The 26,056-nt window shown below is 64.9% G+C and carries 26 protein-coding genes and 1 tRNA gene; 12 read left to right on the top strand and 15 right to left on the bottom strand.

Going from position 1 to position 26,056, the window contains the following annotated elements; genetic code table 11:
* Positions 1–245: 245 nt before the first annotated feature.
* The 3 genes from bfr to DM872_RS11875 all read right to left on the bottom strand — a co-directional run bounded on the left by bfr (position 246) and on the right by DM872_RS11875 (position 2,636).
* Positions 246–710: a bacterioferritin gene (bfr, locus tag DM872_RS11885; protein WP_077526329.1), complete on the bottom strand. Its 465-nt coding sequence runs from the start codon at positions 708–710 to the stop codon at positions 246–248.
* 66 nt (positions 711–776) lie between these two features.
* Complete coding sequence (locus DM872_RS11880) at positions 777–1,670, bottom strand: PA4780 family RIO1-like protein kinase (RefSeq protein WP_077526330.1); 894 nt, start codon at positions 1,668–1,670, stop codon at positions 777–779.
* A gap of 72 nt (positions 1,671–1,742) precedes the next feature.
* Positions 1,743–2,636, bottom strand: a complete 894-nt coding sequence (locus DM872_RS11875) for a LysR family transcriptional regulator (RefSeq protein ID WP_179059682.1) — start codon at positions 2,634–2,636, stop codon at positions 1,743–1,745.
* 101 nt (positions 2,637–2,737) lie between these two features.
* Here DM872_RS11875 and DM872_RS11870 point away from each other — a divergent pair, with 101 nt between their 5' ends.
* Positions 2,738–3,379, top strand: coding sequence for an NAD(P)-dependent oxidoreductase (locus tag DM872_RS11870; protein WP_179059681.1), 642 nt, complete (start codon positions 2,738–2,740; stop codon positions 3,377–3,379).
* 11 nt (positions 3,380–3,390) lie between these two features.
* Positions 3,391–3,675, top strand: coding sequence for a DUF2218 domain-containing protein (locus tag DM872_RS11865; protein WP_179059680.1), 285 nt, complete (start codon positions 3,391–3,393; stop codon positions 3,673–3,675).
* A gap of 123 nt (positions 3,676–3,798) precedes the next feature.
* Here the strand turns inward: DM872_RS11865 and DM872_RS11860 are convergent, their stop codons facing one another.
* Positions 3,799–4,593 carry an AraC family transcriptional regulator gene (locus DM872_RS11860; RefSeq protein WP_179059679.1) on the bottom strand — a complete coding sequence of 265 codons (795 nt, stop codon included), beginning with the start codon at positions 4,591–4,593 and terminating at the stop codon, positions 3,799–3,801.
* 81 nt (positions 4,594–4,674) lie between these two features.
* On the opposite strand from DM872_RS11860, the gene DM872_RS11855 reads away from it, so the two are divergent.
* Together DM872_RS11855 and DM872_RS11850 are read left to right on the top strand one after the other, a co-directional pair.
* Positions 4,675–5,679 (top strand): bile acid:sodium symporter family protein, encoded by a 1,005-nt coding sequence (locus DM872_RS11855; RefSeq protein WP_179059678.1) that lies wholly within the window; start codon positions 4,675–4,677, stop codon positions 5,677–5,679.
* 231 nt (positions 5,680–5,910) lie between these two features.
* On the top strand, positions 5,911–6,240 hold the full coding sequence (locus DM872_RS11850; protein ID WP_179059645.1) for a hypothetical protein: 330 nt from the start codon (positions 5,911–5,913) through the stop codon (positions 6,238–6,240).
* Between the two features lie 114 nt (positions 6,241–6,354).
* Here DM872_RS11850 and DM872_RS11845 read toward each other — a convergent pair whose 3' ends face one another.
* Positions 6,355–7,632, bottom strand: a complete 1,278-nt coding sequence (locus DM872_RS11845; protein ID WP_179059677.1) for an acetyl-CoA C-acetyltransferase — start codon at positions 7,630–7,632, stop codon at positions 6,355–6,357.
* A gap of 162 nt (positions 7,633–7,794) precedes the next feature.
* On the opposite strand from DM872_RS11845, the gene DM872_RS11840 reads away from it, so the two are divergent.
* Positions 7,795–9,150 carry a 3-oxoacyl-ACP reductase gene (locus DM872_RS11840; RefSeq protein ID WP_179059676.1) on the top strand — a complete coding sequence of 452 codons (1,356 nt, stop codon included), beginning with the start codon at positions 7,795–7,797 and terminating at the stop codon, positions 9,148–9,150.
* A 493-nt stretch (positions 9,151–9,643) separates the two neighbouring features.
* On the opposite strand, the gene DM872_RS11835 is transcribed toward DM872_RS11840, so the two are convergent.
* Complete coding sequence (locus tag DM872_RS11835) at positions 9,644–10,642, bottom strand: AraC family transcriptional regulator (RefSeq protein WP_179059743.1); 999 nt, start codon at positions 10,640–10,642, stop codon at positions 9,644–9,646.
* A 169-nt stretch (positions 10,643–10,811) separates the two neighbouring features.
* Here DM872_RS11835 and DM872_RS11830 point away from each other — a divergent pair, with 169 nt between their 5' ends.
* The 7 genes from DM872_RS11830 to DM872_RS11800 all read left to right on the top strand — a co-directional run bounded on the left by DM872_RS11830 (position 10,812) and on the right by DM872_RS11800 (position 15,196).
* On the top strand, positions 10,812–11,666 hold the full coding sequence (locus tag DM872_RS11830) for a MaoC family dehydratase (RefSeq protein WP_179059675.1): 855 nt from the start codon (positions 10,812–10,814) through the stop codon (positions 11,664–11,666).
* A 53-nt stretch (positions 11,667–11,719) separates the two neighbouring features.
* Positions 11,720–12,022 (top strand): MazG-like family protein, encoded by a 303-nt coding sequence (locus DM872_RS11825; RefSeq protein ID WP_077523640.1) that lies wholly within the window; start codon positions 11,720–11,722, stop codon positions 12,020–12,022.
* Entirely contained in the window at positions 12,019–12,768 is a 750-nt protein-coding gene (locus DM872_RS11820) for a methyltransferase domain-containing protein (RefSeq protein WP_179059674.1), read from the top strand. The genes DM872_RS11825 and DM872_RS11820 overlap by 4 nt, the downstream gene beginning before the upstream one ends.
* Before the next feature lie 11 nt (positions 12,769–12,779).
* Positions 12,780–13,379 (top strand): DUF4136 domain-containing protein, encoded by a 600-nt coding sequence (locus DM872_RS11815; protein ID WP_179059673.1) that lies wholly within the window; start codon positions 12,780–12,782, stop codon positions 13,377–13,379.
* Positions 13,380–13,471: 92 nt separating this feature from the next.
* Positions 13,472–14,029 (top strand): DUF4136 domain-containing protein, encoded by a 558-nt coding sequence (locus DM872_RS11810; protein WP_179059672.1) that lies wholly within the window; start codon positions 13,472–13,474, stop codon positions 14,027–14,029.
* A gap of 7 nt (positions 14,030–14,036) precedes the next feature.
* A complete protein-coding gene (locus DM872_RS11805) occupies positions 14,037–14,534 on the top strand; it encodes a GNAT family N-acetyltransferase (RefSeq protein WP_179059671.1) in 498 nt (165 codons plus the stop codon).
* Positions 14,535–14,728: 194 nt separating this feature from the next.
* Positions 14,729–15,196: an aminoacyl-tRNA deacylase gene (locus tag DM872_RS11800; protein ID WP_077523645.1), complete on the top strand. Its 468-nt coding sequence runs from the start codon at positions 14,729–14,731 to the stop codon at positions 15,194–15,196.
* An 86-nt stretch (positions 15,197–15,282) separates the two neighbouring features.
* Here DM872_RS11800 and DM872_RS11795 read toward each other — a convergent pair whose 3' ends face one another.
* The 9 genes from DM872_RS11795 to fdnG form a co-directional block, all read right to left on the bottom strand.
* Complete coding sequence (locus tag DM872_RS11795; RefSeq protein WP_179059670.1) at positions 15,283–15,735, bottom strand: hypothetical protein; 453 nt, start codon at positions 15,733–15,735, stop codon at positions 15,283–15,285.
* A gap of 193 nt (positions 15,736–15,928) precedes the next feature.
* Entirely contained in the window at positions 15,929–16,210 is a 282-nt protein-coding gene (locus DM872_RS11790; RefSeq protein ID WP_179059669.1) for a hypothetical protein, read from the bottom strand.
* Positions 16,211–16,644: 434 nt separating this feature from the next.
* Positions 16,645–16,740: transfer RNA gene (locus tag DM872_RS11785), tRNA-Sec, on the bottom strand.
* Between the two features lie 11 nt (positions 16,741–16,751).
* Positions 16,752–18,665, bottom strand: coding sequence for a selenocysteine-specific translation elongation factor (gene selB / locus DM872_RS11780; protein WP_179059668.1), 1,914 nt, complete (start codon positions 18,663–18,665; stop codon positions 16,752–16,754).
* The gene (selA, locus tag DM872_RS11775) at positions 18,662–20,068 is read right to left on the bottom strand and encodes an L-seryl-tRNA(Sec) selenium transferase (RefSeq protein ID WP_179059667.1); all 1,407 of its coding nucleotides are present in this window, start codon (positions 20,066–20,068) and stop codon (positions 18,662–18,664) included. Before selA ends, selB begins: the two co-directional genes overlap by 4 nt.
* A 48-nt stretch (positions 20,069–20,116) precedes the next feature.
* Positions 20,117–21,046, bottom strand: a complete 930-nt coding sequence (fdhE, locus tag DM872_RS11770; RefSeq protein ID WP_179059666.1) for a formate dehydrogenase accessory protein FdhE — start codon at positions 21,044–21,046, stop codon at positions 20,117–20,119.
* A gap of 175 nt (positions 21,047–21,221) precedes the next feature.
* Complete coding sequence (locus DM872_RS11765) at positions 21,222–21,854, bottom strand: formate dehydrogenase subunit gamma (protein WP_179059665.1); 633 nt, start codon at positions 21,852–21,854, stop codon at positions 21,222–21,224.
* 73 nt (positions 21,855–21,927) lie between these two features.
* Entirely contained in the window at positions 21,928–22,854 is a 927-nt protein-coding gene (fdxH, locus tag DM872_RS11760) for a formate dehydrogenase subunit beta (protein ID WP_179059664.1), read from the bottom strand.
* Positions 22,855–22,865: 11 nt separating this feature from the next.
* A complete protein-coding gene (fdnG, locus tag DM872_RS11755) occupies positions 22,866–25,940 on the bottom strand; it encodes a formate dehydrogenase-N subunit alpha (RefSeq protein WP_179059663.1) in 3,075 nt (1,024 codons plus the stop codon).
* Between the last annotated feature and the right edge of the window lie 116 nt (positions 25,941–26,056).

Genomic DNA, 26,056 nt, shown 5'->3' with positions numbered 1-26,056 from the left:
TGTATGGATACAGATGCGCGGGAAAATTGTGGTGGGCTGTGTGGGGTCTTGCCCCTCAATGCCGTGCCACTCCCACCTGCCCTCACCCCCGGCCCCTCTCCCAGAGGGCGAGGGGTGACTCGTGCCGGCAACTGCGTGCGCACTTGCCGCTCTTTTGTGGGAGCGAATTCATTCGCGAAAGGCGTCGGAACGACGCCCAAATAGAAAGGGCCGCAATCGCGGCCCTTTCTGGTCAACCTGGAACCTCACACCTGCGATTGCAGGTAATTCTCCAGGCCGATGCGGTCGATCATGCCGAGCTGCTGTTCCAGCCAGTAGGCGTGGTCTTCCTCGGTGTCCTTGAGCTGGGCGGCGAGGATGTCGCGGCTCATGTAGTCCTTGTGCTTCTCGCACAGGGTGATGCCCTTGCTCAGCGCGGCACGGACTTCGTACTCCAGCTTGAGGTCGGCGCGCAGCATGTCCGGCACAGTGCTACCGGGATGGATGGTGCGCGGGCGCATGTCCGGGGTGGCTTCGAGGAAGAGGATGCGCTGCAGCAGGGCGTCGGCGTGCTGGGTCTCTTCTTCCATCTCATGGTTGATGCGCTCGAAAAGCTTGTTGAAGCCCCAGTCCTGGTACATCCGCGAATGCAGGAAGTACTGATCGCGGGCAGCCAGCTCGCCGCGCAACAGGTCCTTGAGGTAATCAACCACTTCGGCTTGGCCTTGCATCTGCACATCTCCTGAAAAAACCAATGAGCAAGGATCGTGCTCCGGCCCTGTCAGGTCAAGTGATGCTCAGCCGCGCATCCACGGCGGCTCAGGCTCTTCGCGTACTTGCGGCGCGTCCTGCTCGGCAAGCGCCGCCTGGCGCCGGGCTTCATCGGCCAGGGCCGCCTTGATCTCGCGCATCACGGCATCCAGATCGGCGGCGTCTTCGGGCTCGTCGAACTGACCGGTGAGCGGGGATTCCGGGGTCAGCTTGCCTTCCTCGAAGAGCGCCCACATTTCCTTGGCATAGCGGGTGAACTTCAACTCGGGGGCGAACTGGCCGAAATACTCGGACATGTTGCCGACATCACGCTCCAACATACGGAAGGCGTGGTTGTTGCCGGCGGCATCCACGGCCTGGGGCAGGTCGATAATCACCGGACCGTAGGGGTCGAGCAGCACGTTGAACTCGGACAGGTCGCCATGGACCAGTCCGGCGCAGAGCATCTTGACGATCTCGCCAATCATGAAGCCGTGGAACTCGCGCGCGTCTTCAGGCGTCAGGTCGACATCGTTCAGGCGCGGCGCGGCATCGCCTTCACCGTCACTGACCAGCTCCATGAGCAGTACGCCATCGAGGAAGTCGTAGGGCTTGGGCACCCGCACGCCGGCGTTGGCCAGGCGGAACAGCGCGGCCACCTCGGCGTTCTGCCAGGTTTCCTCGCGTTCGCGGCGGCCGTATTTCGAGCCCTTGGCCATGGCTCGGGCATCGCGGCTGTTACGCACCTTGCGGCCTTCCTGGTACTCGGCGGCCTGGCGGAAACCACGCTTGTTGGCCTCCTTGTAGACCTTGGCGCAACGCAGCTCGCTGCCGCAGCGCACCACGTACACGGAGGCTTCCTTGCCGCTCATCAGCGGGCGCAGGACTTCATCGATCAGGCCATCTTCCAGCAATGGCTCAAGGCGTTTCGGGGTCTTCATGCAGGTGCTGCGAGTGCCTTCAAAGGACGAGAGAGGATGGGCCGACGTTATACGGCATGCGGGCAGCGGCGGCTATCCACGACGCAAAAGACCGCGACGAAGGGCTTCGATCGCATAACGCACCTTGGCCGGCAGCGCATCGCGACGTGGGGTGACGATGTACAGGCCGACGGGCCTCGGTTGCCATTCCGGCAGCAGCGCCAGCAGCCGGCCGCTGTCCAGTTCCTCGCGGACTTCCGGCTCGGGTTGCAAGGAAATACCCAGCCCCGCCAGGGTGAAGCTGCGTACGGCGAGGATGTTGTTGCACGCGACGCGCGGTTCCAAGCGCAGCCGCTGCTGCTCGCCAGCGGGGCCGGTGAAGGTCACCTGATGCTGCTGGCGCTCGCCGTTGAGGCTGATCCAGTCCAGCTCCAGCAATCGTTCAGGCCGCAGGATCGGGCCGCTACGGGCCAGGTAGGCCGGCGCGCAGCAGAGTACCGCCGGCCAGTCGGCAAGATGCCGGGCCACCAGGCTGGAGTCCTCCTGAGGGCCGACGCGGATAGCGAGGTCGATGCGCTGCTCCACCAGATCGATCTGCTCGTCGTGGAAGAACAGCTGCAGGCTCAACCCCGGATGGGCTTCCAGCAAAGGCGCCAGGGCTTCGGTCAGCATGCCGTTGGAGAAACCCACCGGAGCGGCGATTCGCAGCTCGCCCACCGGTGCATCGCGCAGTTCCGCCAGGCGCTGCTCGGCCTGCTGCGCCAGCTCCAGCACCTGGGCGCAGCTCTTGTAGAACACCGCGCCCGCCTCGGTCAGCGTCAGCTTGCGGGTGGTGCGGTGCAGCAGGCTGACCTGGGTTTCCTCTTCCAGCTTGCGGATCTGCTGGCTGACCGCCGACGCCGTCATGCCCAGCACTTCGGCCGCACCCACCATGCTGCCGCGTTCCACCACGGTGGCGAACACCGCCATGCGCTTGAGCTGCTCCATTCGTAAGCCCTGCTTAATTGTGAAAGCACCTTTCGGTACTTTTTCCATCGATTATCCAGCAGCGATTATGCGCCACCTCGCAACCCTGCATGGAGATGCACATGAAAATCGCCCTGATCGGTGCCACCGGTTTCGTCGGCTCCGCCGTCCTCAGCGAAGCCCTGCAGCGCGGCCATGAAGTGACCGCCATCGTCCGCCACCCGGAAAAACTCCCGCAGCACGCCAGCCTCGACGCCGTGAAAGGCGACGCCTATGACGCCGCCAACATCGCCCGAGCGGTGACCGGCCACGACGCAGTGGTGCACGCCTTCAATCCCGGCTGGGGCGAGGCGAAGATTCGCGAGCTGTTCATCGAAGGCACCCAAAGCATTTTCGCGGGTGTCCGCCAGGCAGGCCTGAAGCGCCTGCTGGTGGTCGGCGGCGCCGGCAGCCTCTATGTCGCGCCCAACCTGCAACTGATCGATACCCCGGAGTTCCCTGCCGAGTACAAGGAAGGCGCGGAAGGTGCACGCCAGGCGCTCAACCTGATCCGCGACGCTGACGACCTGGACTGGACCTTCATTTCCCCGCCTGCCCTGCTGGAGCCGGGCGAGCGTACCGGCCGCTTCCGCGTCGGCGGCGACCAGTTGCTGATGAGCGGCGACCATCCGGCGCGCATCTCGGTGGCTGACCTCGCCGTTGCCATCGTCGACGAACTGGAGCAACCCCAACACATCCGCCAACGTTTCACCGTTGGCTACTGAGGAACCTGCCCATGACCCTGACCGCATCCGCCCACGTCGCCACCGCCACCCCGGCGCGCTACATCACCCGCCTGTGCAAGCACTTCGCCCACCGCGTGCCGGTGAGCCATGACGACCAGCAGGGCCGCATCGAATTCGACCTGGGCCTCGGCCTGCTGCGCGCCGAAGGCGATGGCCTGACCCTGGCCGTGGAAAGCGGATCCAGCGAAGGCCTGGAGCGCCTGAAGGACATCGTCGGCAGCCACTTCGTGCGGGTGGCCTGGCAGGAGGAGTTAGAGCTGGAATGGAGGGACTGACCCCTGTGGGGTGAATTCATTCGAGCCCCTACGAACTGATCCCTTCCTGTGGGGGCGAATTTATTCGCTAAGCAGCGATGCTGCCCATAGCGATTGAAATCGCCCCCACAAATATCCCAGTCCCTATCCCGCCCGAAACAACTCACCAGGCGTCACGCCGAACAGCCCCTTGAACGCCGCGATGAATGCCGACGGCGATTCATACCCGCTGGCCAGCGCCACTTCGGTAACGCTGGCACCGCCCTCCAGGGGCTGCAAGGCAGCCAGCAGGCGCAGGCGTTGGCGCCATTGCCGGAAACTTAGCCCCGTCTCACGCTGGAAGGCGCGGGTCAGGGTCTTCTCCGATGTATTCAGCCGCAGCGCCCAATCTCCCAGGCTATGGGCGAGATCGGGCTGGGCCACCAGTTCGCTGCACAGCCGCAAGAGGCGCGACTCGGCCGGCATCGGCAGGGAAAACCCCGCCTCGGGGAGCGCCTGGAGCTGGTCCAGCAGAACCGCCACCAACCGCGCCTCCGCACTCTCGCCCTCGGGGTACTCCACCGGCAGTTCGCAGAACGACTTGATCAGCTCCCGTGCCAGCGGCGTCACCTCCAGCACCCGGCAGCGCTCCGGTGCCCAGGCACTGGCGTCGCGGCGCACGTAGAGGCTGCGCATCTCGGCGTTCATCGAGCTCACCACCTCATGCTCCAGCCCCGCCGGCACCCAGATCGCCCAGTGCGGCGGCGCGTAGAAGCTGCCCGCTGCGGTGTGCACGCCCAGCACGCCGCTGATGGCGTAGGAGAGCTGCACCCAGTCGTGGCTGTGACGGGCGGTCCAGGAGCCGGCGCGCAGGCTTTCCGCGCGGGCGTAGAGCGGCCGCGGCAAGTGTTCGAGCCGGGGAATCTGGCGTTGCAGGTCATGTTGTCCGTTTGGCGACATCTGTTGATCCCATGTCGTTAGACGGCCGGATTCTGCGCCCGCTAGTCTCCGGCCTCAAGTTCGCGCGAATCCGGAGGCTCCATGTCGGCACTCAAACCCCTGAAACGCTTGGTCACCGACTGGTTCCTCGGCGGCATGCTGCTGGCGGTCAGCCTGGCCTGGCTGTTCCCCAACGTCGGCAAGCACGGCGGCACCCTGCATGCCGGCAGCCTGATCAATGCCGGGGTCTTCCTGGTGTTCTTCCTCCATGGCATCAACCTCTCCACCGAGCAGATCAAGAAGGGCCTGGGCAACTGGCGCCTGCACGCGATGGTGCAGGTCTTCACCTTCGCCATCTTCCCGCTGTTCTGGCTCGGCGCGAACAAATTGCTGGGGGGCCAGGTACCGCCTGCGCTGATGCTTGGATTCTTCTACCTCTGCGCCCTGCCCTCGACCATTTCCTCGTCCGTGGCACTTACCGGCAGTGCAGGGGGCAACGTCCCGGCAGCCATCCTCAATGCCAGCCTGTCGAGCCTGCTGGGGGTGTTCCTGACGCCCTGGCTGATCAGCCTGGTGGCCGACGCCAACGGCGGCATCGACCTTGGCAAGACCCTGCTGGATCTCAGCCTGCTGCTGCTCCTGCCACTGCTGCTGGGGCAGATACTGCGCCCGCTGTGGGGCAAATTCTTCGCCCGCTACAAACGCTACACGGGCGTGTTCGACAAGCTGGTGATCCTGCTGCTGGTGTTCGCGTCCTTCAGCGATTCGGTGGCCGGTGGCGTATGGCAGCAGCAAGGCCCGGAAACCCTGATCGTGGCGTTCGTCGGCTGCGCTCTGCTGTTGGCCCTGATGCTCTGGCTCACCACCCGCTCGGCGCGCAGCCTGGGTTTCAGCCATGAAGACGAGATCGCCGCGGTGTTCTGCGCCACCAAGAAATCCCTCGCGGCGGGTGCACCCATGGCCGCCATTATCTTCGGCGCCAGCCCGGCCCTCGGTCTGATCCTGCTGCCGATCATGCTCTACCACCAGATGCAGCTGATCGTCTGCGCCGTCATGGCCGAGCGTTATTCGCTGCGCGGACAGGCCCTGGCCGCCGCCGCAGTCTGATCAGCGCCCCTCACCCCGCCGGGGGTGAGGGTTGCCCCACTCCTGAGTCCCAATCCCCAGTCCCGGCGCGGCAAAGCGCCCCGCCTCCCCTGCAAGCGCCAGCCCAGAGCGGTGCGGCGCTTGTGGCACAGCCATTGCTCTGCACCTGTTGCAACGGTGATACACCCAGGTCCAGGCCCGGACGGCAACACGCGTCCAAACGCAATCGTGCAATAGGGAGGTTGTTTCGAAATGACTGACCCCAGGCTGCTGTGCGAACACGAATCAAGCCTTACCGAGTTGCTGTTCCCCGAAGAGACCATCTTCAAGAGCAGTCTGCCGGCCGCGGCCGACCGTAGGGAGATACCCGAGACGCCCTGGATCGAGTACGTCGCCGGGCAGTGGGTGGTGCTCAAACGCCGCCGCGACGTGCCGCAGGAAAGACGCGGCTTTCACGTCATGCGCAAGCACATCGAAAAGCTGCTCGACCAGGGCTGGAGCATCACCGGCCGCGATCCGGTGCGCCTTGAACGCCATCAGCAGGTGAAGATCGTCAAGGACGGCGTATTGATCGATGGCTGAAAGCCTTCCCACCCGCCCGACAAAAAAAGGGCGGCCCCGACATTGCGGGCCGCCCTAAATCACGGAGTTGCTTACATCGCGTGGCGGCGATGACTTGCCGCCACGGGTATTGGATTACTTTTCGAGGATCGCGGTCACACCCTGGCCGCCTGCAGCGCAAATCGAGATGAGTCCTCGCCCCTCGCCCGCCACCGAAAGCAGCTTGGCCAGGTTGGCGACGATGCGCCCGCCGGTGGCCGCGAAGGGGTGTCCGGCCGCGAGCGAGCTGCCCTTGACGTTCATTTTGCTGCGGTCGATGGACCCCAGCGGCGTGTCCAGGCCGAGACGGCTCCTGCAGTAGTCGGCGTCCTCCCAGGCCTTGAGGGTGCAAAGCACCTGGGCCGCGAAGGCTTCGTGGATTTCGTAGTAATCGAAGTCCTGCAGGCAGAGATTGTTGCGCGCGAGCAGGCGCGGCACTGCGTAGACCGGCGCCATCAACAGGCCTTCCTCGCCACTGACGAAATCCACCGCCGCCGCTTCGCCGTCGCGGAAGTAGGCCAGGACCGGCAGCCCGCGTGCCTTGGCCCACTCTTCGCTGGCCAGCAGCACCACCGAGGCGCCGTCGGTCAGCGGCGTCGAGTTGGCCGCCGTCAGGGTGCCGCGCGGGCCGGGCTCGAACACCGGTTTCAGGCCCGCCAGCTTTTCGGCATTGATGTCCGGGCGCAGGTTCTGGTCGCGGTTCAGACCGCGGAAAGGGCTCATCAGGTCGTTCTGCCAGCCCTCGGCATAGGCCGCCGCGAGCTTCTGGTGGCTGGCGATGGCGAGTTGGTCCTGTTCATCGCGGGGGATGGCCCAGGTCTGCGCCATCAGCTCGCAGTGTTCGCCCATGGATAGCCCGGTGCGCGGCTCGCCGTTGCGCGGAATGTGGGGGGCCAGGTGGCGCGGACGCACTTGCAGCAAGGCCTTGATCTTCTCGCCCGTGGACTTGGCGCGATTGGCCTGGAGCAGGATCTTGCGCAACCCCTCATTGACCCCGATGGGCGCGTCGGACGTGGTGTCCACGCCACCTGCGATGCCGCATTCGATCTGCCCCAAGGCGATCTTGTTGGCGACCAGGATGGCAGCCTCCAGGCCAGTGCCGCAGGCCTGCTGGATATCGTAGGCCGGAGTTTCCGGCGCCAGGCGCGAACCCAGTACGCATTCACGGGCCAGGTTGAAATCGCGGGAATGCTTGAGCACCGCACCGGCGGCGAATTCGCCCACGCGCACGCCGTGCAGGTTGAAGCGTTCCACCAGGCCCTCCAGGGCGCTGGTCAGCATGTCCTGGTTGCTCGCCGTGGCGTAGACGGTGTTGGAGCGGGCGAAGGGGATACGGTTGCCGCCGACGATGGCGACCCGGCGAAGCTGGGCCATGGTGACTCCTTGCGATGAGGGTTTGCGGGTTGCAGTGTCGGGTACAAGACTAGACGGCTGGATTGGCCGCCTCGCCGCTCGGCAGGTCAGCGCGGTCAATTGCGCTCAACGCGTGTCTGCGTAGAGTGAGCCCACTTTCGATTGACCAGCAGGAGCTACCCCATGAACGACCGTTACCTCGCCTTCGCCAACTCCAACACTGGCCGGCGCCTGGTGGGCGCCTTGGGCTTGCCGGCACCGGTTCGCCTGGAGCGCTGGATGGCAGGCCGGGCACGGCCGGTTGACGGAGCCCTGCTGATTGGCGGCCAGGGCGCGCTCGCCGAAGCGGCCAGCGGCGTACTGAACAAGCTCACGGACCAGAATTTCGCCGACGAAGACGGACGTTTCGGCCTGTCGCGCTGGACGGCCGAGCACGGCCCGAAACTCAAGGCACTGATCTTCGATGCCAGCGGACTGACCCGGTTCGAGCAACTGATCGAGCTGCGCAACTTCTTCCAACCGGCCATGAAGGGGCTGGGTAAATGCCCGAAAGTAGTGGTCCTGGCCCGCATGCCCGAAGCGACTGAGGACCTGGTCGCCGCCAGCGTGCAGCGCTCCCTGGAGGGTTTCACCCGCTCCCTCGGCAAGGAAATCCGCCGCGGCGGCAACGTGCAGCTGATCTACGTCGGCAGCGGTGCGGAGGACCAGCTCGAAGGCGCGCTGCGTTTCTTCCTTTCCCCCAAGAGCGCCTACGTTTCAGGCCAGGTGCTGCGCCTGACGGCCTGCGCCGAGAAAGTCCACGACTGGACCCGCCCGCTGGCCGGCAAACGCGCGCTGGTGACAGGCGCCTCCCGTGGCATCGGCGCCGCCATCGCGGAAACCCTGGCCCGTGACGGCGCCGAGGTGGTGCTGCTGGACGTCCCCCCGGCGAAGGACGCCCTCGACGGCCTGGCCGCACGCCTGGGCGGCCACAGCGTCGTCATCGACATCACCGCCGAGAGCGCTGCCAGCCAACTGGTGGAAGCCCTGCCTGAAGGCGTGGACATCCTCGTGCACAACGCCGGCATCACCCGCGACAAGACCCTCGCCAAGATGAGCGACGACTTCTGGAACTCGGTGCTCAACGTCAATCTGCGTGCCCCGCAGGTGCTCACCCAGGCCCTGCTGGACGCTGGCAAGCTGCACGACAACGGCCGCGTGGTGCTGATCGCCTCCATCAGCGGCATTGCCGGCAACATGGGCCAGACCAACTACGCGACGAGCAAGGCCGGTGTGATTGGCCTGGCACAGAACTGGGCCCCGCTGCTGAGCCAACGCGGTATCAGCATCAACGCTGTGGCACCGGGCTTCATCGAAACCCAGATGACCGCCGCCATTCCCCTGACCATCCGCGAAGCGGGCCGCCGCATGAACTCGATGAGCCAGGGTGGCCTGCCCCAGGACGTGGCCGAAGCCGTCGCCTGGTTCGCCCAGCCGGGCTCAGGCGCCCTGACCGGGCAGGTGATGCGGGTGTGCGGGCAGAGTCTGTTGGGGGCTTGAGGCCAAGCCGCCGGCGCGAATCAAATCCCTGTAGGGGCGAATTCATTCGCCAAAGGGCAACGCAGTTGCCCCTGGCGATCCGACGGGGCAGACCGTCGGCCTGCTCAGCGATTGAAATCGCCCCCACAGAAAAATCGCCCACCTGAAGCATCTGGTTCAGGACAGATCCCTGTGGGAGCGAATTCATTCGCCAAAGGGCAGCGCAGCTGCCCCAATAGGTTCTGCTAGGCAGACCTTCGGCCTGCTTGGCTTGGCGAATGAATTCGCCCCTACAGGAAAAGCATCCACCTGACGCACCAGCTCTCTTGTGGGAGCGAATTCATTCGCGAAAGGGCGCGCAGCCGCCCCAATCAACTCAGCAGGGCAGACCTCCGGCCTGCATAGCGACCTTCAGCCCCCACAGGAAGATCGCCCACCTGAAACACCTGGTTCAGGACAGAACCCCTGTGGGGGCGAATTCATTCGCTAAGGGCAACGCAGTTGCCCCAATAGCTCAGCCCTCGCCCTTCCCCTTCCTGCGGAACTCCACCGGCGTCTCGCCCACCCATCGCTTGAACGCCCGGTAGAAGGTGCTCGGTTCAGAGAAGCCGGTGCGCTCGACGATCACCTCGATGCGTTCGTCGGTCTTCAGCAGCAGTTCCTTGGCCAGTCGGCAACGGTAGTCGGTGACCAGGTCGTTGAATCGCACCCCGGCCGTGGCCAGCCTTTCCCGCAGGCGGCGGGCCGGCATGTTCAGGCGTGCGGCGACCTGCTCGAGGGTCGCGCCGCCATCCACCAGCAGTTCGCCGATCAACTCGCGCACCTGGCGCACGAGGTCCAGGCGTTCCACCTCCGCCAGTTGGCGACGGGCCAGGGATTCGTGCATGCGCAACAGGTCCAGCGCAGCGTGGCGCGAGGGCTTGTCCAGCACCTCGGCATCGAAGATCAGCGCGTAGCGATCAGCCCCCAGCCGCGCCGGGCAGCCATAGACCGAGTGGTAACGCTCGGCGGGAGCGCCTTCGGCGTGCATCAGTTGCACTTCGTGGGGTTTGAACTGCCCATCGGTCAGGGCATGGAAGAGGCGGATCACCGCACCCGCGAGCATCTCCGGGAAATGCCGGTTGCTGCCCGCGTGCCGGCCAAGGGAGAGCACGGCGCGATCATCTTCGACTTCGAGATGGGCACTCAGGGTGTCGGAGAGCAGGCGCACATAGCGCAGGGCATGCCGCAGCCCCTCGCCAAAAGTACCGCTGGAGAGGAACAGGTACTCCAGCAACAACCCGTGGAAGGCGGGCAAATGACCCGCCAGGTAGAGGCCGACGTGCTCCTCACCGCACTCGGCGGCGGCGGCCTTCCAGAACTGGGTTTGTGCAGCATGGGGAAAGCGACCCGCGGGCAGTCCGCCTGGCGGCAGGCCGACGCGCACCAGAACCTTGTCCGGGTCGGTACCGCTGGCACGCAGGGCGTCGATCACCGGGCGCATCAGCGCCACATCGTCGGTCAGATCACGCATCATTTTCGGAGAATTCTTATTGTCTGCGAGGCGCGGCCATCTTATTCGGCTTTTTCATCCCCGCTCAAGGCCGCGATTGACTGCCCTGCCGCACTCCCGGGACGACCGGCCAATGTGCGACACAATCCGCTGACTATGCTGAGCCCCATTCGCCTTGAGGAGATCACGCATGGCCACCGACTGGCTCGACCTTTCCGCACCTCCCGCCCTTCCTGGCCTGTTCGCCCGCGCCGCCGTGCGCCGTGGCATGCGCGGCAAGGCCCTGCCCGACGTGGGCGTGCGCTGCCAGGTAAGCGTCGACCCGAATCATCTGGCGCGCTATCGCGCCGTCTGCGACTTCAGCGACAAGGGGCTGATGCCGGCAACTTACCCGCACATCCTCGCTTTCCCGCTGCAGATGCGCCTGCTCACCGATCCGCGTTTCCCCTTCCCACTGCTGGGCCTGGTGCACCTGGAAAACCGTATCCGCGTGTTGCGCGCCCTGGGTGGCCTGGGGCCTTTCGTTGCCAGCGTGCAGGTGAGCGATCTCCAGCCCCACGAGAAAGGCGCCACCTTCAGCCTGATCACTCGCCTGGAAGACCAGCTCGGCCTGGTCTGGGAGGGCGATAGCCGCATTCTCTTCCGCGGCCTTCGCCTGCCCGGCCAGCCGGAGCCGCGCGCTACCCTGGAAAGCCTGCCGCTGACGCACCTGGATCAGTGGTACGCCGCCGCCGACATCGGCCGGCGCTATGCCCGCGTGGCCGGCGACTACAACCCCATCCACCTTTCGGCCGCCAGCGCCAGGCTGTTCGGTTTCCCCCGCGCCATCGCCCATGGGCTGTGGAACAAGGCCCGTTGCCTGGCGGCGCTGGAAATCCACCTGCCCAGCGCCGGTTACGAAGTGGAAGTCCGCTTCCAGAAGCCGGTTCTCCTGCCGGCCGAAGTCACCCTGCTGGCCAGCGCACCGGCCGCCGAAGGCCAACTCGCATTGCTCGGCAAGGGCGACATCCCGCACATGGCGGGAAGCTGGCGCCCGCTGGGATAACCCTTGCGCGGCCGGGCGGCCAGCGGGACCATAGGCGGTTCAAGGAGAGCCCCATGAACCTCGACGAAATCACCGCCCGCCTGCATGCCATCCGCGATAACAACGACTGGCGGCAATTCCACAGTCCGAAGAACCTGGCCATGGCCGCCAGCGTGGAAATGGCCGAGCTGGTGGAAATCTTCCAGTGGCTGAGCGAAGACCAGTCTCGCCAGCTGCCCCCCGAAAAACTCGCCCACGCCGGCCAGGAAGTGGGCGATATCGTGCTCTACCTCCTGCTGCTCTGCGCCGAACTCGGCCTGGACATGGACGCCGTGGTCCGTGCCAAGCTGGCCGACAGCGAAAGGCGCTTCACATGAGCGACCGTCACTTCGATGAACTGGCGACGCGCTTCGCCGAAAAGATCTACGGCGGTGCCAAGGGCGCCATCCGCCTCGCCGTGCTGCAGGCCGACCTCGCTGAAGTCCTGCCCGACCGCCCGTTGCGCGTGCTCGATGTGGGCGCGGGCCTCGGCCATATGGCGCTCTGGCTGGCCGAGCGCGGCCACCAGGTCACCCTCGCCGAGCCGGCTGAGCCCATGCTCGAAGGCGCCCGCCAGCGCTTTGCCGAGGCCGGCCAGGCTGCCACCTTCATCCAGGCGCCCTGGCAGGAGCTGCTCGGCCAGCTCACCGAGCCCTATGACCTGGTGCTCTGCCACGCCGTGCTGGAATGGCTTGCCGACCCGCACGCCATCCTGCCCGTGCTGCATCAGCTCACCGCCAAGGATGGGATGCTGTCGCTGGCCTTCTACAACAAGGACGCGCTGATCTATCGCAACCTGCTCAAGGGGCATTTCCGCAAGCTGCGCAAACACAAGTTCGCCGGCGAAGGACAAAGCCTGACCCCGCAGCAGCCGCTGGACCCGCGTGACCTGGCGACACAGCTCGAAGGCCACTGGAAAGTCGAAAACCAGAGCGGCGTGCGCGTGTTCCACGACTACATGCCCCAGGAGTTCCAGGCCAAGGCCGAGCTGGTGGACCTGCTGGAAATGGAACTGGCTTACCGCCGACACCCCAGCTATTTGGGATTAGGCCGTTACTTGCACTGGATTTGCCGCCCCCTTTGAACGGAGGCCCCATGAAACAGCCCGCGCTGCTCGCATTTGCCTTGTTACTGTCCGCCTGCCAGAGCCAGAACCCGTACAAGGCCGAGTCTCGCCCGCTGCCTCCCGCTCCACCGGGTGCGGCGACCACCTTCGACAGCAGCGCCTATCCCGCCGCGCCGCGCGACTTCGGCCGCTACCGCAGCTGGACCTGGCTCGACGGCCAGCTTCCCGCCGGCAACAACTGGGCGACGCCCGAGCAGATGGCCGACATGGTCAACTCCGGCCTCGACCAGCATGGCCTGCGCCAGGCACGCGATCCCGGCCAGGCCGATCTCAAGGTCAGCGCCAGCCTGCGCTACGAACGGCGCCTGCGGCAGTACGACGACTATGGCGGCGCCTATTACGGCAGCGGTCCGTGGCGCGACCAGTACGGGGCATGGGCCACCGTGCCGGTCGTGCGCACCTATGAGGAACAGGTGGCCGTGGTCTACCTGGAGTTCTATGACGCCCGCGACAACCAGCCGGTGTGGAGTGGCAGCGGCGAAACCTACGCCAACGGCAGCCGCTCCGACGGCGTGGCCGCGCTGCGCGAAGCGGTGAAGGAAGCCCTGGACGACTATCCGCCGAATTGAATGAAAGCCTCGGGATAGAGCGCCCTCAAATTCCCCTTGCCGACTGTCTTGCCTTGCGTTTCGATAATGATTCCGGCAGAGGAGATCCGATCATGACCCGCCTCACGCTACTCCTTTCCACCGTCCTGCTCCTGGCCGCCTGCCAGAACTACAACGTCAATCGCGATTACGACAGCTCTCGCGATTTCGGCGCGTACCGCAGTTGGAGCTGGAAAGAGCCCGCCCTGCAGTACAGCCCCGACGACCCGCGCATCAAGAGTGACCTCACCGAACAGCGCATCCGCGACGCCGTCGGCCAGCAGCTCGACCAGCGCGGCCTGCGCCCGGCCACCAGCGGCAAGGCCGACCTGGACGTGCAATCCTGGCTGATAGTCGATGAGCGCCAGCAGCAGAGCAGCTACAACTACGGCGGCTACTGGGGCGGATATTGGGGAGGCTACTGGGGTGGACCGGCCTACACCGAAACCCGCGTCTACACCTACAAGGTCGCCACCATCCAGGTGGACCTGTATGACACCAAGGACGGCAAGCTGGTCTGGCGCGGAAGTGCAGAACAGATCATGAAAAACTCGCCGCCGACTCCGGCTGAACGTGAAGCCGCCATCCGCGAAACGGTCGCCAAGGTGATCGCCCAGTACCCGCCGCACTGAGGACCTCATGCCCGCTGTCAATCCCCAACTGCAATACCGCCCCGCCAGCGCCGAAGACCTCCACGAAATCGTCCGCTTCCCCCAGGATGCGGACGAACTGTTCTTCGCCTACCCCAAGGCCAGTTGGCCGCTCACCGTCGGCCAGCTCGCCGCCGCCATGGCCGAGCGACGCGGTAGTACCGTGGCCCTGCTGGACGGCAAAGTCGCCGGCTTCGCCAACTTCTACCAATGGCAGCACGGCGAGTTCTGCGCCCTCGGCAACATGATGGTGGCGCTCTGGGCACGCGGCCATGGCGTGGCCCAGTACCTGATCAGCGCCATGGAGCGCCAGGCCCGCGAGCAGTACAAGGCCAGGCTGATGAAAGTGTCCTGCTTCAACGCCAATGCTGGCGGCCTGCTCCTCTACTCCCGGCTCGGCTACCAGCCACGCGCAATCGTCGAACGCCTCGCCCCGAACGGCCGGCGGGTCGCCCTGGTGCAGATGGACAAAGCCCTCACGGATTGAGTCCATGACCATGCGCCGTGATCGGCCCTGAACCGGTCGGCACCTTTCGGTCCGACAGCCCATCCCCTCACTAAACTTATCCACATGGCATCGGCCAGCGCCGATGCCGGGTGGGGAGCGGGAGGCTCCTCCTTGCGTGCCGGCAACGCAGGCTTATCGGGAGCGATGAGCCACCGCCTGGCAGGAGGTGTCCCATGACCATGATCACCCAGCTGCAAAGCAGCCTCATGCAGCACAAGACACGCTTCGACGTGCTCAATCACACCGCATCCATGACCACCCGCGAAGCCGCCCGCCGCGCCGGCGTGCCACCGCAGCAAATGGCCAAACCGGTAATCCTCGACGACTTCCAGGGCCACTGGATGATGGCCGTGGTGCCCGCGTCACGTCATGTCGACCTGGAAAAGGTCCACAAACTCACCCACCGCCATTGGCGCCTGGTGCGCGAACGGGACTTCGGCAAACGCTTCGCCAACTGCGAAACCGGCGCCATCCCCGCCGTGGGTAACCTGTTCGGTCTCGACACCCTCATCGACCAATCCCTGGCGGAACAACCGGACATCTACTTCGAATCCGGTCGCCATGACGAACTGGTGCACATGAGCGGCAAGCAATACATGGCGCTGATGCCGGAAGCCAAGAGCGGGAAACTTTGCGAGTAATCGGCGAGTAGGAGCGAGCTTGCTCGCGAACAGGCTGTGCACGCTCATTCGCGAGCAAGCTCGCTCCTACAGAATGTCCGGTGCCCTCAGTGGATATCCCCACAGAAAATGTCGTAGTTGCCATCTGCGGGCGTCGTCCGCAGTACGAGTGAGTAATCGCCTGCGCGTAACGTCGAGAATGGAACAGGCGCGGACTTCGACATCCGCCAGACATCACCCCGGAAATGGCGTTCGGTGGTTAGCGTATTGTTCAACTCATAGGCGGGCGCTGCCCCGGGATGCGCGCAACTTCCCGGGTAGATGAAGGTGTAAAGGCGGACGGGGCGGGTCGTGAAGGAAGGTACGCCGCTGATCACAAACGAAATGCTCGTCTCATCACCCCGCGGCACCAGCGTCGCCTGGGCGATACGCCCGGCGTTCTTCGGCGTGGCGTTCAATCTGACTTCGAGCAATTCTTTCCTGGCGTCGCCTGCCGGTCCCGCGCACGCGCACAGTCCGAAAACGGCAATGATCAGTACCCGATACCTTGCTGCATTCATCGCTGGCCTCCCACGGTGAGAGAAGCGCCGTTGCAAGGGTCACTTATCCACTATAAACGGGCGATTGAAGGCAGCCGCGCCGCTCTACCCAGCGGTCGAGAACGCAACAAAAGAGCAGAGAAAAGCCCCGCAAATCGAGGCTTCGAGAGAGGTACGGAGGAAGTTGATGCCTTCCTCCGTGATCGAGACGAACTCAGGGTTTGTATTGGGTCTGCGCAACGCACCATTTGCTGGCTGGGTCTTTCGCCTTTGTGCACGAGTTGCGGAAGATCACCTGGGCATGCTGCTGGCAATTACGGAACTGCTTGGTGCCTTTCTCGTTCTTGCTGCAGACGGTGTCCAGCGCGATGGCGCCGTTTCGTTCCTGCCAGTTCAGGTAATAGTTATCGCTGTCTTTCTTGGCTGCGGGAGCCCCGGCAAATGCCACGCTCGCCATAAGGACCAGCGCGCTGCCGAATGCGAATCGGATAGTCATGTCCAACTCCTGATAATCGCTTGCTTCAGTGCGCCTTCTCAGAGGCGCTGCCTTGGAGCGGTGATACCTGTGTCATTGCGGTACGTTCAATTGAATGAGCAGCAAACTGCCGGCTGCCCGCTCCCCTTGAAGCAACTGCGAGAGAACTGCATTGAATAGTGATGAGCACGACGCAAGCCTGCAAGAACCACACGCACAAGCGGACTGACCGTTTGTCTAAATGTCAGGATCGACACTAAGAAGCGGGCGCAAGCCACGGAAACTCAAGAAAAAAACCGAGGGCCGAATTTCGCTCCTGAAAAGCTCAAGCGGTATCCGTATGTGCTTTTCCATATCGACCGGAAGGACGGGTAGATGTTTGGTAGGAACGGCAACTCGCAGCCGAGTAGGCCGCTATTCCTCACATGCAAGGCGGGGAGTGGGAAGAAGGAAAATGGCGGAAGGCAGTGAGAGTCGAACTCACCCAGGAACGGCTGCCGTCCCCCACCGGGTTTGAAGCCCGGCCACGCCACCGGGCGTGCTTGCCTTCCATAACTTGTGATCAGGGGCTGGGCGCTTGGGCCAGTGCGGAGTCTTCCCTGATCTTGCGTTGATCGCCGATGCGGCGCGTGAAGCCGATGCGGTCGAAGTATTCGAGTAGCTGGATGCTCCGCTTGCGGCCGATGGCGAGGCGGTCGCGCCAGGCGGCGGCCTTGATGGTGCCGTGTTCGTCTTGCAGTTGCCGGGCCAGTGTAGCCAGTTGGTGGATGGTCGTGTCGGGGTAGAACAGGTCTTTCACGATCTGGTGCAGCAGGCCGAGACGCGCGAGTTTGCGTTGCAGCAGGCGCATGGCGCCCTCCTCCACCGCCAGCTCCTTGGCCAGGTCGCGAACCCAGGGCGGGTCGTATCGGCCGGCCTCCAGGAGCGGCCAGATGCGTTGGCGCAGGGCTTCGTCGGCCTCGTTCAGTTGGACCTGATGATCGGGCAGATGCAGCCAGGGGCCGCTGGATTGAACAGTGCCTGCGAACAGGTGCTGTTCCAGCAGGGTGATGAAGACGGGCCGCTCCAGTTCGGAGAGCGCGTAACGGCGCAGACGGTCGCGGTCGGGGCCGAGTTCGTCGGGGAGTTCAGCGTGGAAGCGTGCCAGGCCGTCGAGCAGTTGCTGCTCCAGTGCCTGCCAGCGTTCCCTGGCGAACAGTCGCTGACCAATACGGGTGGTGATTTCTACCGCCTCGGGAGGCAGCGTCCAGCCGGTGCGAGGTCGGTTGAACTGCCGCTCCAGCAAATGCGGAGCGAGGCCGTTGCTGGCCGTCCCAAGGAGGGCGGGCAAGGCGGCTTCCAGACCTTCGCCGCGCAGCGCTTGCAGTTGCGCCAATCGCTCCGGCGTACGGCGATTACGCGCAGGCGCGAAGGGGTCGAGTACGCGGCCGCCGCCGAGGGTTCGCTGGGCGGACTGGTCGCGCAGCACCAGACGATCACCATGCACCGCATGGACAGGCGCATTCGGCAGCAACTGGGCGAACATGCGACGGCCTGGCAGCAGGCTGTTGCCTTCCAGCAAGGCCACGCGGCCGGTGACATCCTGGGCGCCGAGGTGGATATGCACCGGCGTCCAGTGAGCGAAGTCATGGGGCTCGCTGGACAGTAAACGCAGATCGATGTCCACCCGCGTGGTGGGCGCCAGCAAGGCTGGGGCCAGCAGCCAGTCGCCCCGATGAATCTGGTCCAGGCTCAGGCGGTCGCCCGTGATGTTGAGGGCCACGCGTTGCCCCGCCTGGGCCTCTTCGACCTGCTGATTGCGTGCCTGCAGGCCGCGCACGCGCACCGTCTTGCCTGAGGGGCTGAGGACCAGTTCATCGCCCACTTTCACCTGCCCCGCGAAAGCAGTGCCGGTGACCACCACCCCGGCACCGGAAACGCTGAAGGCGCGGTCGATGGGTAGGCGAAAATGCCCGTCAGCGCCGCCCTCTGGATTACGTGCGGCTGCGGCCAGCAAAGCCTGGCGAAGGTCTTCGATGCCCTTGCCGCTCAAACTATCCACAGGGAATGTTTCGGCGCCTGCCAAGGGCCCCGGCGCCAGCAGCGCAGTGACTTCAGCGCGCACCTGGTCCATGCGTTTGGCATCGACGCGGTCGAGCTTGGTCAGCGCAACAACGGCCCGGCGAACCCCCAGCAACTCGGCAATGGCAAGGTGTTCGCGGGTTTGCGGCATCACGCCGTCGTCGGCGGCCACGACCAGCAGCAACAGGTCGATACCGCAGGCACCGGCCAGCATGTTGTGGATGAAGCGTTCGTGACCGGGCACATCGATGAAGGCGGTGGGCTGGCCGTCACCCAGGTCTGCATGCAGGTAACCGAGGTCGATGGTGATGCCGCGCTCGCGCTCAGCCGGGCGGCGGTCGCCTTCCAGGCCGGTGAGGGCCTTCAGCAGTGCTGTTTTGCCGTGATCGATATGGCCTGCGGTGCCGACTATCACTCAACGGCCCCCTGCAAGTGCGGCAGTTGGGCGAGGAAGGCGGGTTCGTCGTCGAGTTGGCGCAGGTCGAGCCACAGGGCGTCATCGTCGAGGCGGCCGATCACCGGGATGGGCAAAGTGCGCAGACTCTCTTCCAGCAATCGCAGGGCGCGGCCGCGCAGGCGTTTGGGTTGTTGCGGGCGCAGACAGAGGGCTGCACTGGGCAGCCGTGCCACCGGCTGCGCGCCACTACCGATCATGCCGAGTGCCGGCGCCGCGCTCACCAGCCAGCCGGTACCAAGTTGCGCAGCCAACGGTGGCACAAGGCGTTCGGCCTGCGCCTGGATGTCCTGCTGCGGGCGACTGAGCAGGCGCAGGGTGGTGAGGCGTTCGGCGAGGCGTTCCGGGTCGCGGTAGAGACCAAGAACTGCTTCGAGGGCGGCAAGGGTCAGTTTGTCCACACGCAGGGCACGCTTGAGCGGGTTCTTCTTGATCCGCCCGATCAGCTCCTTGTTGCCGACGATCAGCCCAGCCTGGGGGCCGCCCAGCAGCTTGTCGCCGCTGAAGGTGACGATGTCGGCGCCGTCACGCAGGGCCTCCTGCACAGTGGGTTCCTTGGGCAGGCCCCAGCGCGAGAGGTCCACCAGGGTGCCGCTGCCGAGGTCTTCCAGCAGCGGCAATCCATGGGCGTGGGCGATGGCCGCCAGTTCTGCCGTGGGTACGCTGGCGGTGAAGCCCTGCACGCTGTAGTTGCTGGTGTGCACCCGCATCAGCAGGCCGGTGCGCGGGCCAATGGCGGCCTCGTAGTCCTTGGCGTGGGTGCGGTTGGTGGTGCCCACTTCGACAAGTTTCACACCGGCCCGGGCCATGATGTCGGGAATGCGAAAGGCGCCGCCGATCTCAATCAGTTCGCCTCGGGAAATCACGCCTTCCTTGCGCGCGCCAAGGCTGTTCAGCGCCAGCAGCACCGCCGCGGCGTTGTTGTTGACCACCGTGACCGCTTCGGCACCGGTCAGCTCGCGGACCAGGCCCGTGATGAGGTCGTCGCGGTCGCCGCGCTTGCCGCTGGCGAGGTCGAATTCCAGGTTGAGCGGGAAGCGTGCGGCAAGGGTGATGGCTTCGATGGCTTCATCCGGCAGCAGAGCGCGGCCGAGGTTGGTGTGCAGCACGGTGCCGGTGAGGTTGAACACCCGCCGCACCCGACTGGAGTGTGCTGCGGCAAGGCGCTCGCCAGCGCGTCCGGCGAGCACTGCATCAGTCAGTTCGATGGCGGCGAGCTGACCATGGCGCGCCGGCTCGCGCAATTCGTCGAGCAGGTCACGCAGGGTCTTGAGCAGGGCCTCGCGGCCGTAACGCTGTTGCAGTGGGGCGCAGGCCGGGCTGCGCAGCAGGCGGTCGACAGAAGGCAAGCGAGCGGCCGACATGAGCATTCCTTAGCGCGGGGCATTGGGTCCGTGCTTGAGTCTAGGTGCTTATTCCGATCCGGGGGCCAACAGGAGGTTGGGGGCGCGGCGCAGATAACCCTCCTCGCTCAGGCGTACGTCGAGGTCGAGACTGGCCAGGTCGTCGGCCTGGGCTTCGGCCTCGGCATCGAACTCCAGGTAGCACTGTTTGAGGTAGCCCTGGCAGCTTGGGCAGGTCTCGGCGCGGATGGGCGCTTGCTCGCTCTTCACGCCGTCGCGTTCGAGGGAGAGGTGAGCGAGGTGTTTGCTCTCCTGGCAATGGCTGCATTTCAGGCGCACGTAGTGCCATTCGCACGAGCACAGCGAACACGCCAGGTAACGCAGACCGTTGTGCTTGCCGCGATGACGAATCATGCCGCTGACCGGCGGCGAACCGCAGGCCGGGCAGAGGACCTTGGCCTCGTTCTCGACGATCGCGCCGTCGGGCAGGACCAGCATCCAGTGGCTGAAGGCGACTTGCAGGGCGGCGCCGACAAAGGGCGCGATGGCCGGAGGCAGGAGGTCGAACTGGCCGCTGAGCAGACCCACGCCCCAGGTCTTGCGCTGGGCAGTATCGGCTTCGCCCAGCTGTCGCAAGGCATCGGCGACGGCCGCGTTGCTGGGCACCGGGAAGCGCGCCAGCAGGGCATCCAAGGCGGCAAGCCAGCCATCGGCGCGCACCAGTGCTTCGTAGGCAATGGGCGGCATGCCGTGTTCGCGGCTGCGCGCCAGGGCTTCGGGAGCCGGGCCGGGAAGTGGCGGCGGATTGTCCAGCACCTGCTGCTGGGCATCGCAGAGTGCAGCGATCAGCAGCAGGTAGCCGGCAAGCGGATGACCTTCGGCGAGCTGGCGCAGACGTGCCGCGCGCTTGTGGAACAGGTCCGGCCCCGGCAGGTGGAGAAAGGGCGGGATGTTCGCGGCGGCTTCGATCTGTCCGGGTTCGAGAATCTGGGCTGGCACGCAGGACTCCTTGTCGATGGGTTCCGTTGAACAATGTGTAGGGTGGGTTGAGCCAGGCGTTACCTGTCGTTTGCGCCCAATCGATGGGTATCGCCTGGCTCAACCCATCCTACGAACCTTTCGCGAGCAAGAACTCGGCGTCCCCCTCGCTCCTACAGAAATGCCACAGGCAATCTCAGCGCTTGTTGTCTTCGCCCTTGGCCAAATCCTTGTACCAGCCCCTGTGGTGCTTGCGGGCCCAGCCGGTGCTGACCCAGCCGTGGAGCATCGCGCTGATGGAGCCCTTGATCCAGATACCGGCGTAGATGTGGACGATGATGCTGCAGATGAGCACCCAGGCCGCGACGGCATGCAGCAGTACGGCAAGGCGGATGAGTTCGATACCGAACAGATGGCTGAAGTACTGCCGCCAGATCACCACGCCCGTGGCCAGTAGCACCAGCATGCTGAGCAGCAGGACCCAGAACAGCAGCTTCTGCCCGGCGTTGTAGCGCCCCACATCCGGCAATCGGTCCTCGCGGTTGTTGACCACGTCCTTCCACTGCCTGAGCCACTGGCTATCGGACTTTTCCCAGCGGTTGTGGTGGGCGAAGCGCATGGCCAGCCAGATGAAGAAGAGGAACATGGCGACGCCGAGGAAGGGGTGCAGGATGCGTGTCCAGGGACCGCCGCCGAACAGGTTGGTCAGCCAGAACAGGGCCGGATGGAACAACGCCAGGCCGGACAACCCGGCGAGGAAGAACAGGATGGCCACCGCCCAGTGATTGCTGCGCTCGGAGGGGGTGTAGCGTTCGATGTCTTTGTTCATGTCGGGCTCCATGCTCGGGGCAAGCCACCCTCACCCCGGCCCTCTCCCACAGGGAGAGGGAGTAAAAAGCACATCAACTCGGTGCCTTGGGATCAAAGCTGTGCACCGTTGGGTCGACCTTGTGCACGGCCGGATCAGCGCGCGGGGCTTCGTCTTCTTCCACCTTGTTCGGGCCGACCCGCACGTAGTGGAAGAAACCGAACAGCGCCACCACGCCCATCCCCAACAGGGCCAGGGGCTTGGTCACGCCTTTCCACAGGCTGACCATGGGGCTGATGGCCGGGTCGTTCGGCAGGCCGGCGTAGAGCGACGGCTGGTCGGCGTGGTGCAGCACGTACATGACGTGGGTGCCGCCGACCCCCTGCGGGTCATACAGCCCGGCATTCTCGAAGCCACGGGACTTGAGGTCAGTGATGCGCTCGGCGGCGTGCTCCTTCATGTCTTCCTTGCTGCCGAAGACGATGGCGCCGGTGGGGCAGGTCTTCACGCAGGCCGGCTCCAGCCCCACGGACACGCGGTCCGAACACAGGGTGCACTTGTAGGCCTTGTGGTCCTTCTGCGAGATGCGCGGGATGTTGAAGGGGCAGCCGGTGATGCAGTAGCCGCAGCCGATGCACTTGTCCTGGTTGAAGTCGACGATGCCGTTGGCGTACTTCACGATGGCGCCCGGGCTCGGGCAGGCCGCCAGGCAGCCGGGTTCGTCGCAATGCATGCAGCCGTCCTTGCGGATCAGCCACTCCAGGTTGCCGGCCTCGCTCTCGTGCTCGGTGAAGCGCATCACCGTCCAGGAGTTGGCCGAGAGGTCGGTCGGGTTGTCGTAGGTGCCATGGTTCTGGCCCACCTCGTCGCGCAGGTCGTTCCACTCCGAACAGGCGACCTGGCAGGCCTTGCAGCCGATGCACTTGGATACGTCGATGAGCTTCGCCACTTCGTCCATCTCGCGAACGGACGGCATGGGTGTCGTGGTGGCGGAGCGGGCGATGATGTCTTGTGATGCCATGGCTCAGCTCCTCATGCCTTTTCCACTTTGACCAGGAACGACTTGAATTCCGGCGTCTGAGTGTTGCCGTCACCCACGAAGGGCGTAAGCGTATTGGTGATGTAGCCGGCCTTGGCCACGCCGGAGAAGCCCCAGTGCAGCGGGATGCCGACCTGGTGCACGGTCTTGCCGTCGACCGTGAGCGGCTTCAGACGCTTGGTCACCACCGCGACGGCCTTGATGAAGCCGCGGTTGGAGGAAACCTTGACCCGGTCGCCAGCGGCGATACCCAGTTCCTTGGCCAGGGCCTCGCTGATTTCCACGAACTGCTCGGGTTGGGTGATCGCATTCAACCGGCAGTGCTTGGTCCAGAAGTGGAAGTGCTCGGTGAGCCGATAGGTCGTGGCGGCGATGGGGAACTGGTCCGCCTTGCCGAACATCTCCCAGTCCCCCTTGAACACTCGAGCCGCCGGGTTGCTGGTGACCTTGGCGTTGTCCGGATGCAACGGGTTGCGTCCGATCGGGGTTTCGAAGGGCTCGTAGTGCTCGGGGAATGGCCCCTCGTTCATCTTGTCGAGGGCGAAGAATCGCGCCACGCCTTCGGGGTTCATGATGAACGGGCTCATGCCGGCTTCCGGCGCGAGATCGGCCTTGTAGTCGGGCACATCGGTGCCGGTCCAGGCCTTGCCGTTCCACCACACCAGGCGCTTCTTGTCCGGGTTCCACGGTTTGCCGGACGGGTCGGCCGAGGCGCGGTTGTAGAGGATGCGCCGGTTCGCTGGCCAGGCCCACGCCCAGCCCAGCGTCTGGCCCATGCCGTACGGGTCGGCGTTGTCGCGACGGGCCATCTGGTTGCCTGCGGCAGTCCAGCTGCCGGCGAAGATCCAGCAGCCGCTCGCGGTGGTGCCGTCATCCTTCAGCACGGCGAATCCGGGCACCTGCTCGCCGGCCTTGAGCAGCACTGCGCCGGTTGCCGGATCGGTGAGATCGGCCAGGGCCTTGCCATTGAACTCGCGGGCGATTTCATCGGGCCCCGGCTCGTCCGGACGCAGGTAGTTCCAGTCCAGGCCCAGGATCGGATCGGGGAAAGCGCCGCCCTCTTTTGCGTACGCCGCCCGCAGGCGATGGAACAGGCCGCCCATGATGGCGATATCGGTGCGCGCCTGGCCGGGTGGCTCGGCACCCTTCCAGTGCCACTGCAGCCAGCGCCCGCTGTTGACCAGGGAACCGTCTTCCTCCGCGAAGCAGGTGACCGGCAGGCGGAACACCGTGGTCTGGATGCTGGCGGTGTCGACGTCGTTGAATTCGCCGGCGTTGCGCCAGAACTCCGAGGTCTCGGTGGCCAGCGGGTCCATGACCACCAAGTACTTCAGCTTGCTGAGACTGTCAGTGACCTTGGCCTTGTTGGGGAACGATCCGATGGGGTTGAAACCCTGGCAGAAGTAACCGTTCACCTTGCCCTGATACATCAGGTCGAAGTAGCGCAGCACGTCGTAGGCCGGCACATCGAGTTTGGGCAGCCAGTCGTAGCACCAGTTGTTCTCGACGGTGGCCGACTTGCCGAACCAGGACTTCATCAGGCTGACGTGGAACTTGCCGTAGTTCTGCCAGTAGGACATCTGCCCCGGTCGAACCGGCTTGGCGGCGCGCTTGTCGATGTAGGCGGCGTAGTCCTGCTCGGCGTCGGCCGGCAGGGTCAGGTAGCCCGGCAGGGAGTTGGAGAGCAGGCCGAGGTCGGTCAGGCCCTGGATGTTGGAGTGACCGCGCAGGGCGTTCATGCCGCCACCGGGCATGCCGATGTTGCCGAGCAGGAGTTGCACCATGGCGCCCGTGCGGATCATCTGCGAGCCCACCGAGTGCTGGGTCCAGCCGAGGGCATACATGATGGTCATGGTCTTGCGCGGGTCCGAGGTTTCCGCCACCTGACTCCAGACCTTCTCCAGCTGCTCCTTCGGCGTGCCGCAGATGCTGCTGACCAGGTCCGGCGTGTAGCGGCTGTAGTGCTGCTTCATCAGCTGGAACACGCAACGCGGGTCCTGCAGGGTCATGTCGGAACGGACGTAGCCGTCCTCGCCCTTGGCGTAGCTCCAGGTGGACTTGTCAGGGTAGGCGCGCTTGGCTTCGTCGTAACCGCTGAACAGGCCGTCCTGGAAGGTGAAGCCTTCGTTCACGATGAAGGGGGCGTCGGTGTAGTTGCGCACGTATTCGTGCTGGATCTTGTCCTGGGTGATCAGGTGGTTGATCAGTCCGCCAAGGAAGGCGATGTCGGTCCCGGTGCGGATCGGCGCGTAGAAGTCGGCGACGGAGGCCGAACGGGTGAAGCGCGGATCGACCACGATCAGCCGGGCGTTGTTGTGCGCCTTGGCTTCGGTGACCCATTTGAATCCACAGGGGTGGGCTTCGGCGGCGTTGCCGCCCATGATCAGCACCAGATCGGCATTCTTGATGTCGGTCCAGTGGTTCGTCATGGCTCCTCGGCCAAACGTCGGGGCAAGACCTGCCACCGTCGGGCCATGTCAGACACGCGCTTGGTTATCGAACCCCAGCATGCCCAGGGAACGCACCACCTTGTGGGTGATGTAGCCCGCCTCGTTCGAGGAAGCCGACGCAGCGAGGAAGCCCGTGCTCAGCCAGCGATTCACGGTCTGGCCCTGGTCGTTCTGCGTGACGAAGTTGGCGTCGCGGTCGGCCTTCATCAGCTTGGCGATGCGGTCGAGGGCGTCATCCCATTCGATGCGCTTCCATTCGCTGGAACCGGGCTCGCGAATCTCGGGGTACTTGAGGCGGTTGGGGCTGTGGACGAAATCCAGCAGGCCCGCGCCTTTCGGGCAGAGGGTGCCGCGGTTTACCGGGTGATCCGCGTCGCCTTCGATATGGATGATGTTCTGCGCGACGTTCTTCGCGGCATCGCCCTGGCTGTACATGATCAGGCCACAGCCGACCGAGCAGTAAGGGCAGGTGTTGCGCGTCTCGATGGTGCGCGCCAGTTTGAAATGACGCACCTGGTCGGCGAAGGCTACCGGGGGGGCGACCCCCAGAGCCGCCAGGCTCGATCCTCCAAGGCCCACGGCACAGACCTTGAAGAACTGTCGACGGTTCATGTCCATCGTGTTCTCCCTTATCAGGCAGGCGGTACCCGGTACATGCCAGGCATACCTCTTGAAAGGTTAGTCAGGTTCGGGGGTATTGCCAGAATGGGGGGGCGGCTAGGGGCAGAGCAGCC

Origin of the sequence: Pseudomonas taiwanensis, from assembly GCF_013393345.1 — a bacterium.
In the GTDB taxonomy this organism is placed as follows: domain Bacteria; phylum Pseudomonadota; class Gammaproteobacteria; order Pseudomonadales; family Pseudomonadaceae; genus Metapseudomonas; species Metapseudomonas resinovorans_C.
The sequence above is the reverse complement of the archived record's forward strand: the minus strand, read 5'-3'. Positions and strand labels throughout refer to the sequence as shown.

Excerpts from the sequence above, each read along its gene's own strand:
- DM872_RS11880 (WP_077526330.1), bottom strand. The coding sequence starts at position 1,670 with ATGAAGACCCCGAAACGCCTTGAGCCATTGCTGGAAGATGGCCTGATC.
- DM872_RS11865 (WP_179059680.1), top strand. The coding sequence starts at position 3,391 with ATGACCCTGACCGCATCCGCCCACGTCGCCACCGCCACCCCGGCGCGC.
- DM872_RS11820 (WP_179059674.1), top strand. The coding sequence starts at position 12,019 with ATGAGCGACCGTCACTTCGATGAACTGGCGACGCGCTTCGCCGAAAAG.
- DM872_RS11815 (WP_179059673.1), top strand. The coding sequence starts at position 12,780 with ATGAAACAGCCCGCGCTGCTCGCATTTGCCTTGTTACTGTCCGCCTGC.
- DM872_RS11870 (WP_179059681.1), top strand. The coding sequence starts at position 2,738 with ATGAAAATCGCCCTGATCGGTGCCACCGGTTTCGTCGGCTCCGCCGTC.
- DM872_RS11765 (WP_179059665.1), bottom strand. The coding sequence starts at position 21,854 with ATGAACAAAGACATCGAACGCTACACCCCCTCCGAGCGCAGCAATCAC.
- fdxH (WP_179059664.1), bottom strand. The coding sequence starts at position 22,854 with ATGGCATCACAAGACATCATCGCCCGCTCCGCCACCACGACACCCATG.
- bfr (WP_077526329.1), bottom strand. The coding sequence starts at position 710 with ATGCAAGGCCAAGCCGAAGTGGTTGATTACCTCAAGGACCTGTTGCGC.
- DM872_RS11840 (WP_179059676.1), top strand. The coding sequence starts at position 7,795 with ATGAACGACCGTTACCTCGCCTTCGCCAACTCCAACACTGGCCGGCGC.
- DM872_RS11835 (WP_179059743.1), bottom strand. The coding sequence starts at position 10,642 with ATGCGTGATCTGACCGACGATGTGGCGCTGATGCGCCCGGTGATCGAC.
- DM872_RS11850 (WP_179059645.1), top strand. The coding sequence starts at position 5,911 with ATGACTGACCCCAGGCTGCTGTGCGAACACGAATCAAGCCTTACCGAG.
- selA (WP_179059667.1), bottom strand. The coding sequence starts at position 20,068 with ATGTCGGCCGCTCGCTTGCCTTCTGTCGACCGCCTGCTGCGCAGCCCG.
- DM872_RS11830 (WP_179059675.1), top strand. The coding sequence starts at position 10,812 with ATGGCCACCGACTGGCTCGACCTTTCCGCACCTCCCGCCCTTCCTGGC.
- DM872_RS11875 (WP_179059682.1), bottom strand. The coding sequence starts at position 2,636 with ATGGAGCAGCTCAAGCGCATGGCGGTGTTCGCCACCGTGGTGGAACGC.
- DM872_RS11845 (WP_179059677.1), bottom strand. The coding sequence starts at position 7,632 with ATGGCCCAGCTTCGCCGGGTCGCCATCGTCGGCGGCAACCGTATCCCC.
- DM872_RS11790 (WP_179059669.1), bottom strand. The coding sequence starts at position 16,210 with ATGACTATCCGATTCGCATTCGGCAGCGCGCTGGTCCTTATGGCGAGC.
- DM872_RS11800 (WP_077523645.1), top strand. The coding sequence starts at position 14,729 with ATGACCATGATCACCCAGCTGCAAAGCAGCCTCATGCAGCACAAGACA.
- DM872_RS11825 (WP_077523640.1), top strand. The coding sequence starts at position 11,720 with ATGAACCTCGACGAAATCACCGCCCGCCTGCATGCCATCCGCGATAAC.
- DM872_RS11795 (WP_179059670.1), bottom strand. The coding sequence starts at position 15,735 with ATGAATGCAGCAAGGTATCGGGTACTGATCATTGCCGTTTTCGGACTG.
- DM872_RS11860 (WP_179059679.1), bottom strand. The coding sequence starts at position 4,593 with ATGTCGCCAAACGGACAACATGACCTGCAACGCCAGATTCCCCGGCTC.
- DM872_RS11805 (WP_179059671.1), top strand. The coding sequence starts at position 14,037 with ATGCCCGCTGTCAATCCCCAACTGCAATACCGCCCCGCCAGCGCCGAA.
- DM872_RS11855 (WP_179059678.1), top strand. The coding sequence starts at position 4,675 with ATGTCGGCACTCAAACCCCTGAAACGCTTGGTCACCGACTGGTTCCTC.
- DM872_RS11810 (WP_179059672.1), top strand. The coding sequence starts at position 13,472 with ATGACCCGCCTCACGCTACTCCTTTCCACCGTCCTGCTCCTGGCCGCC.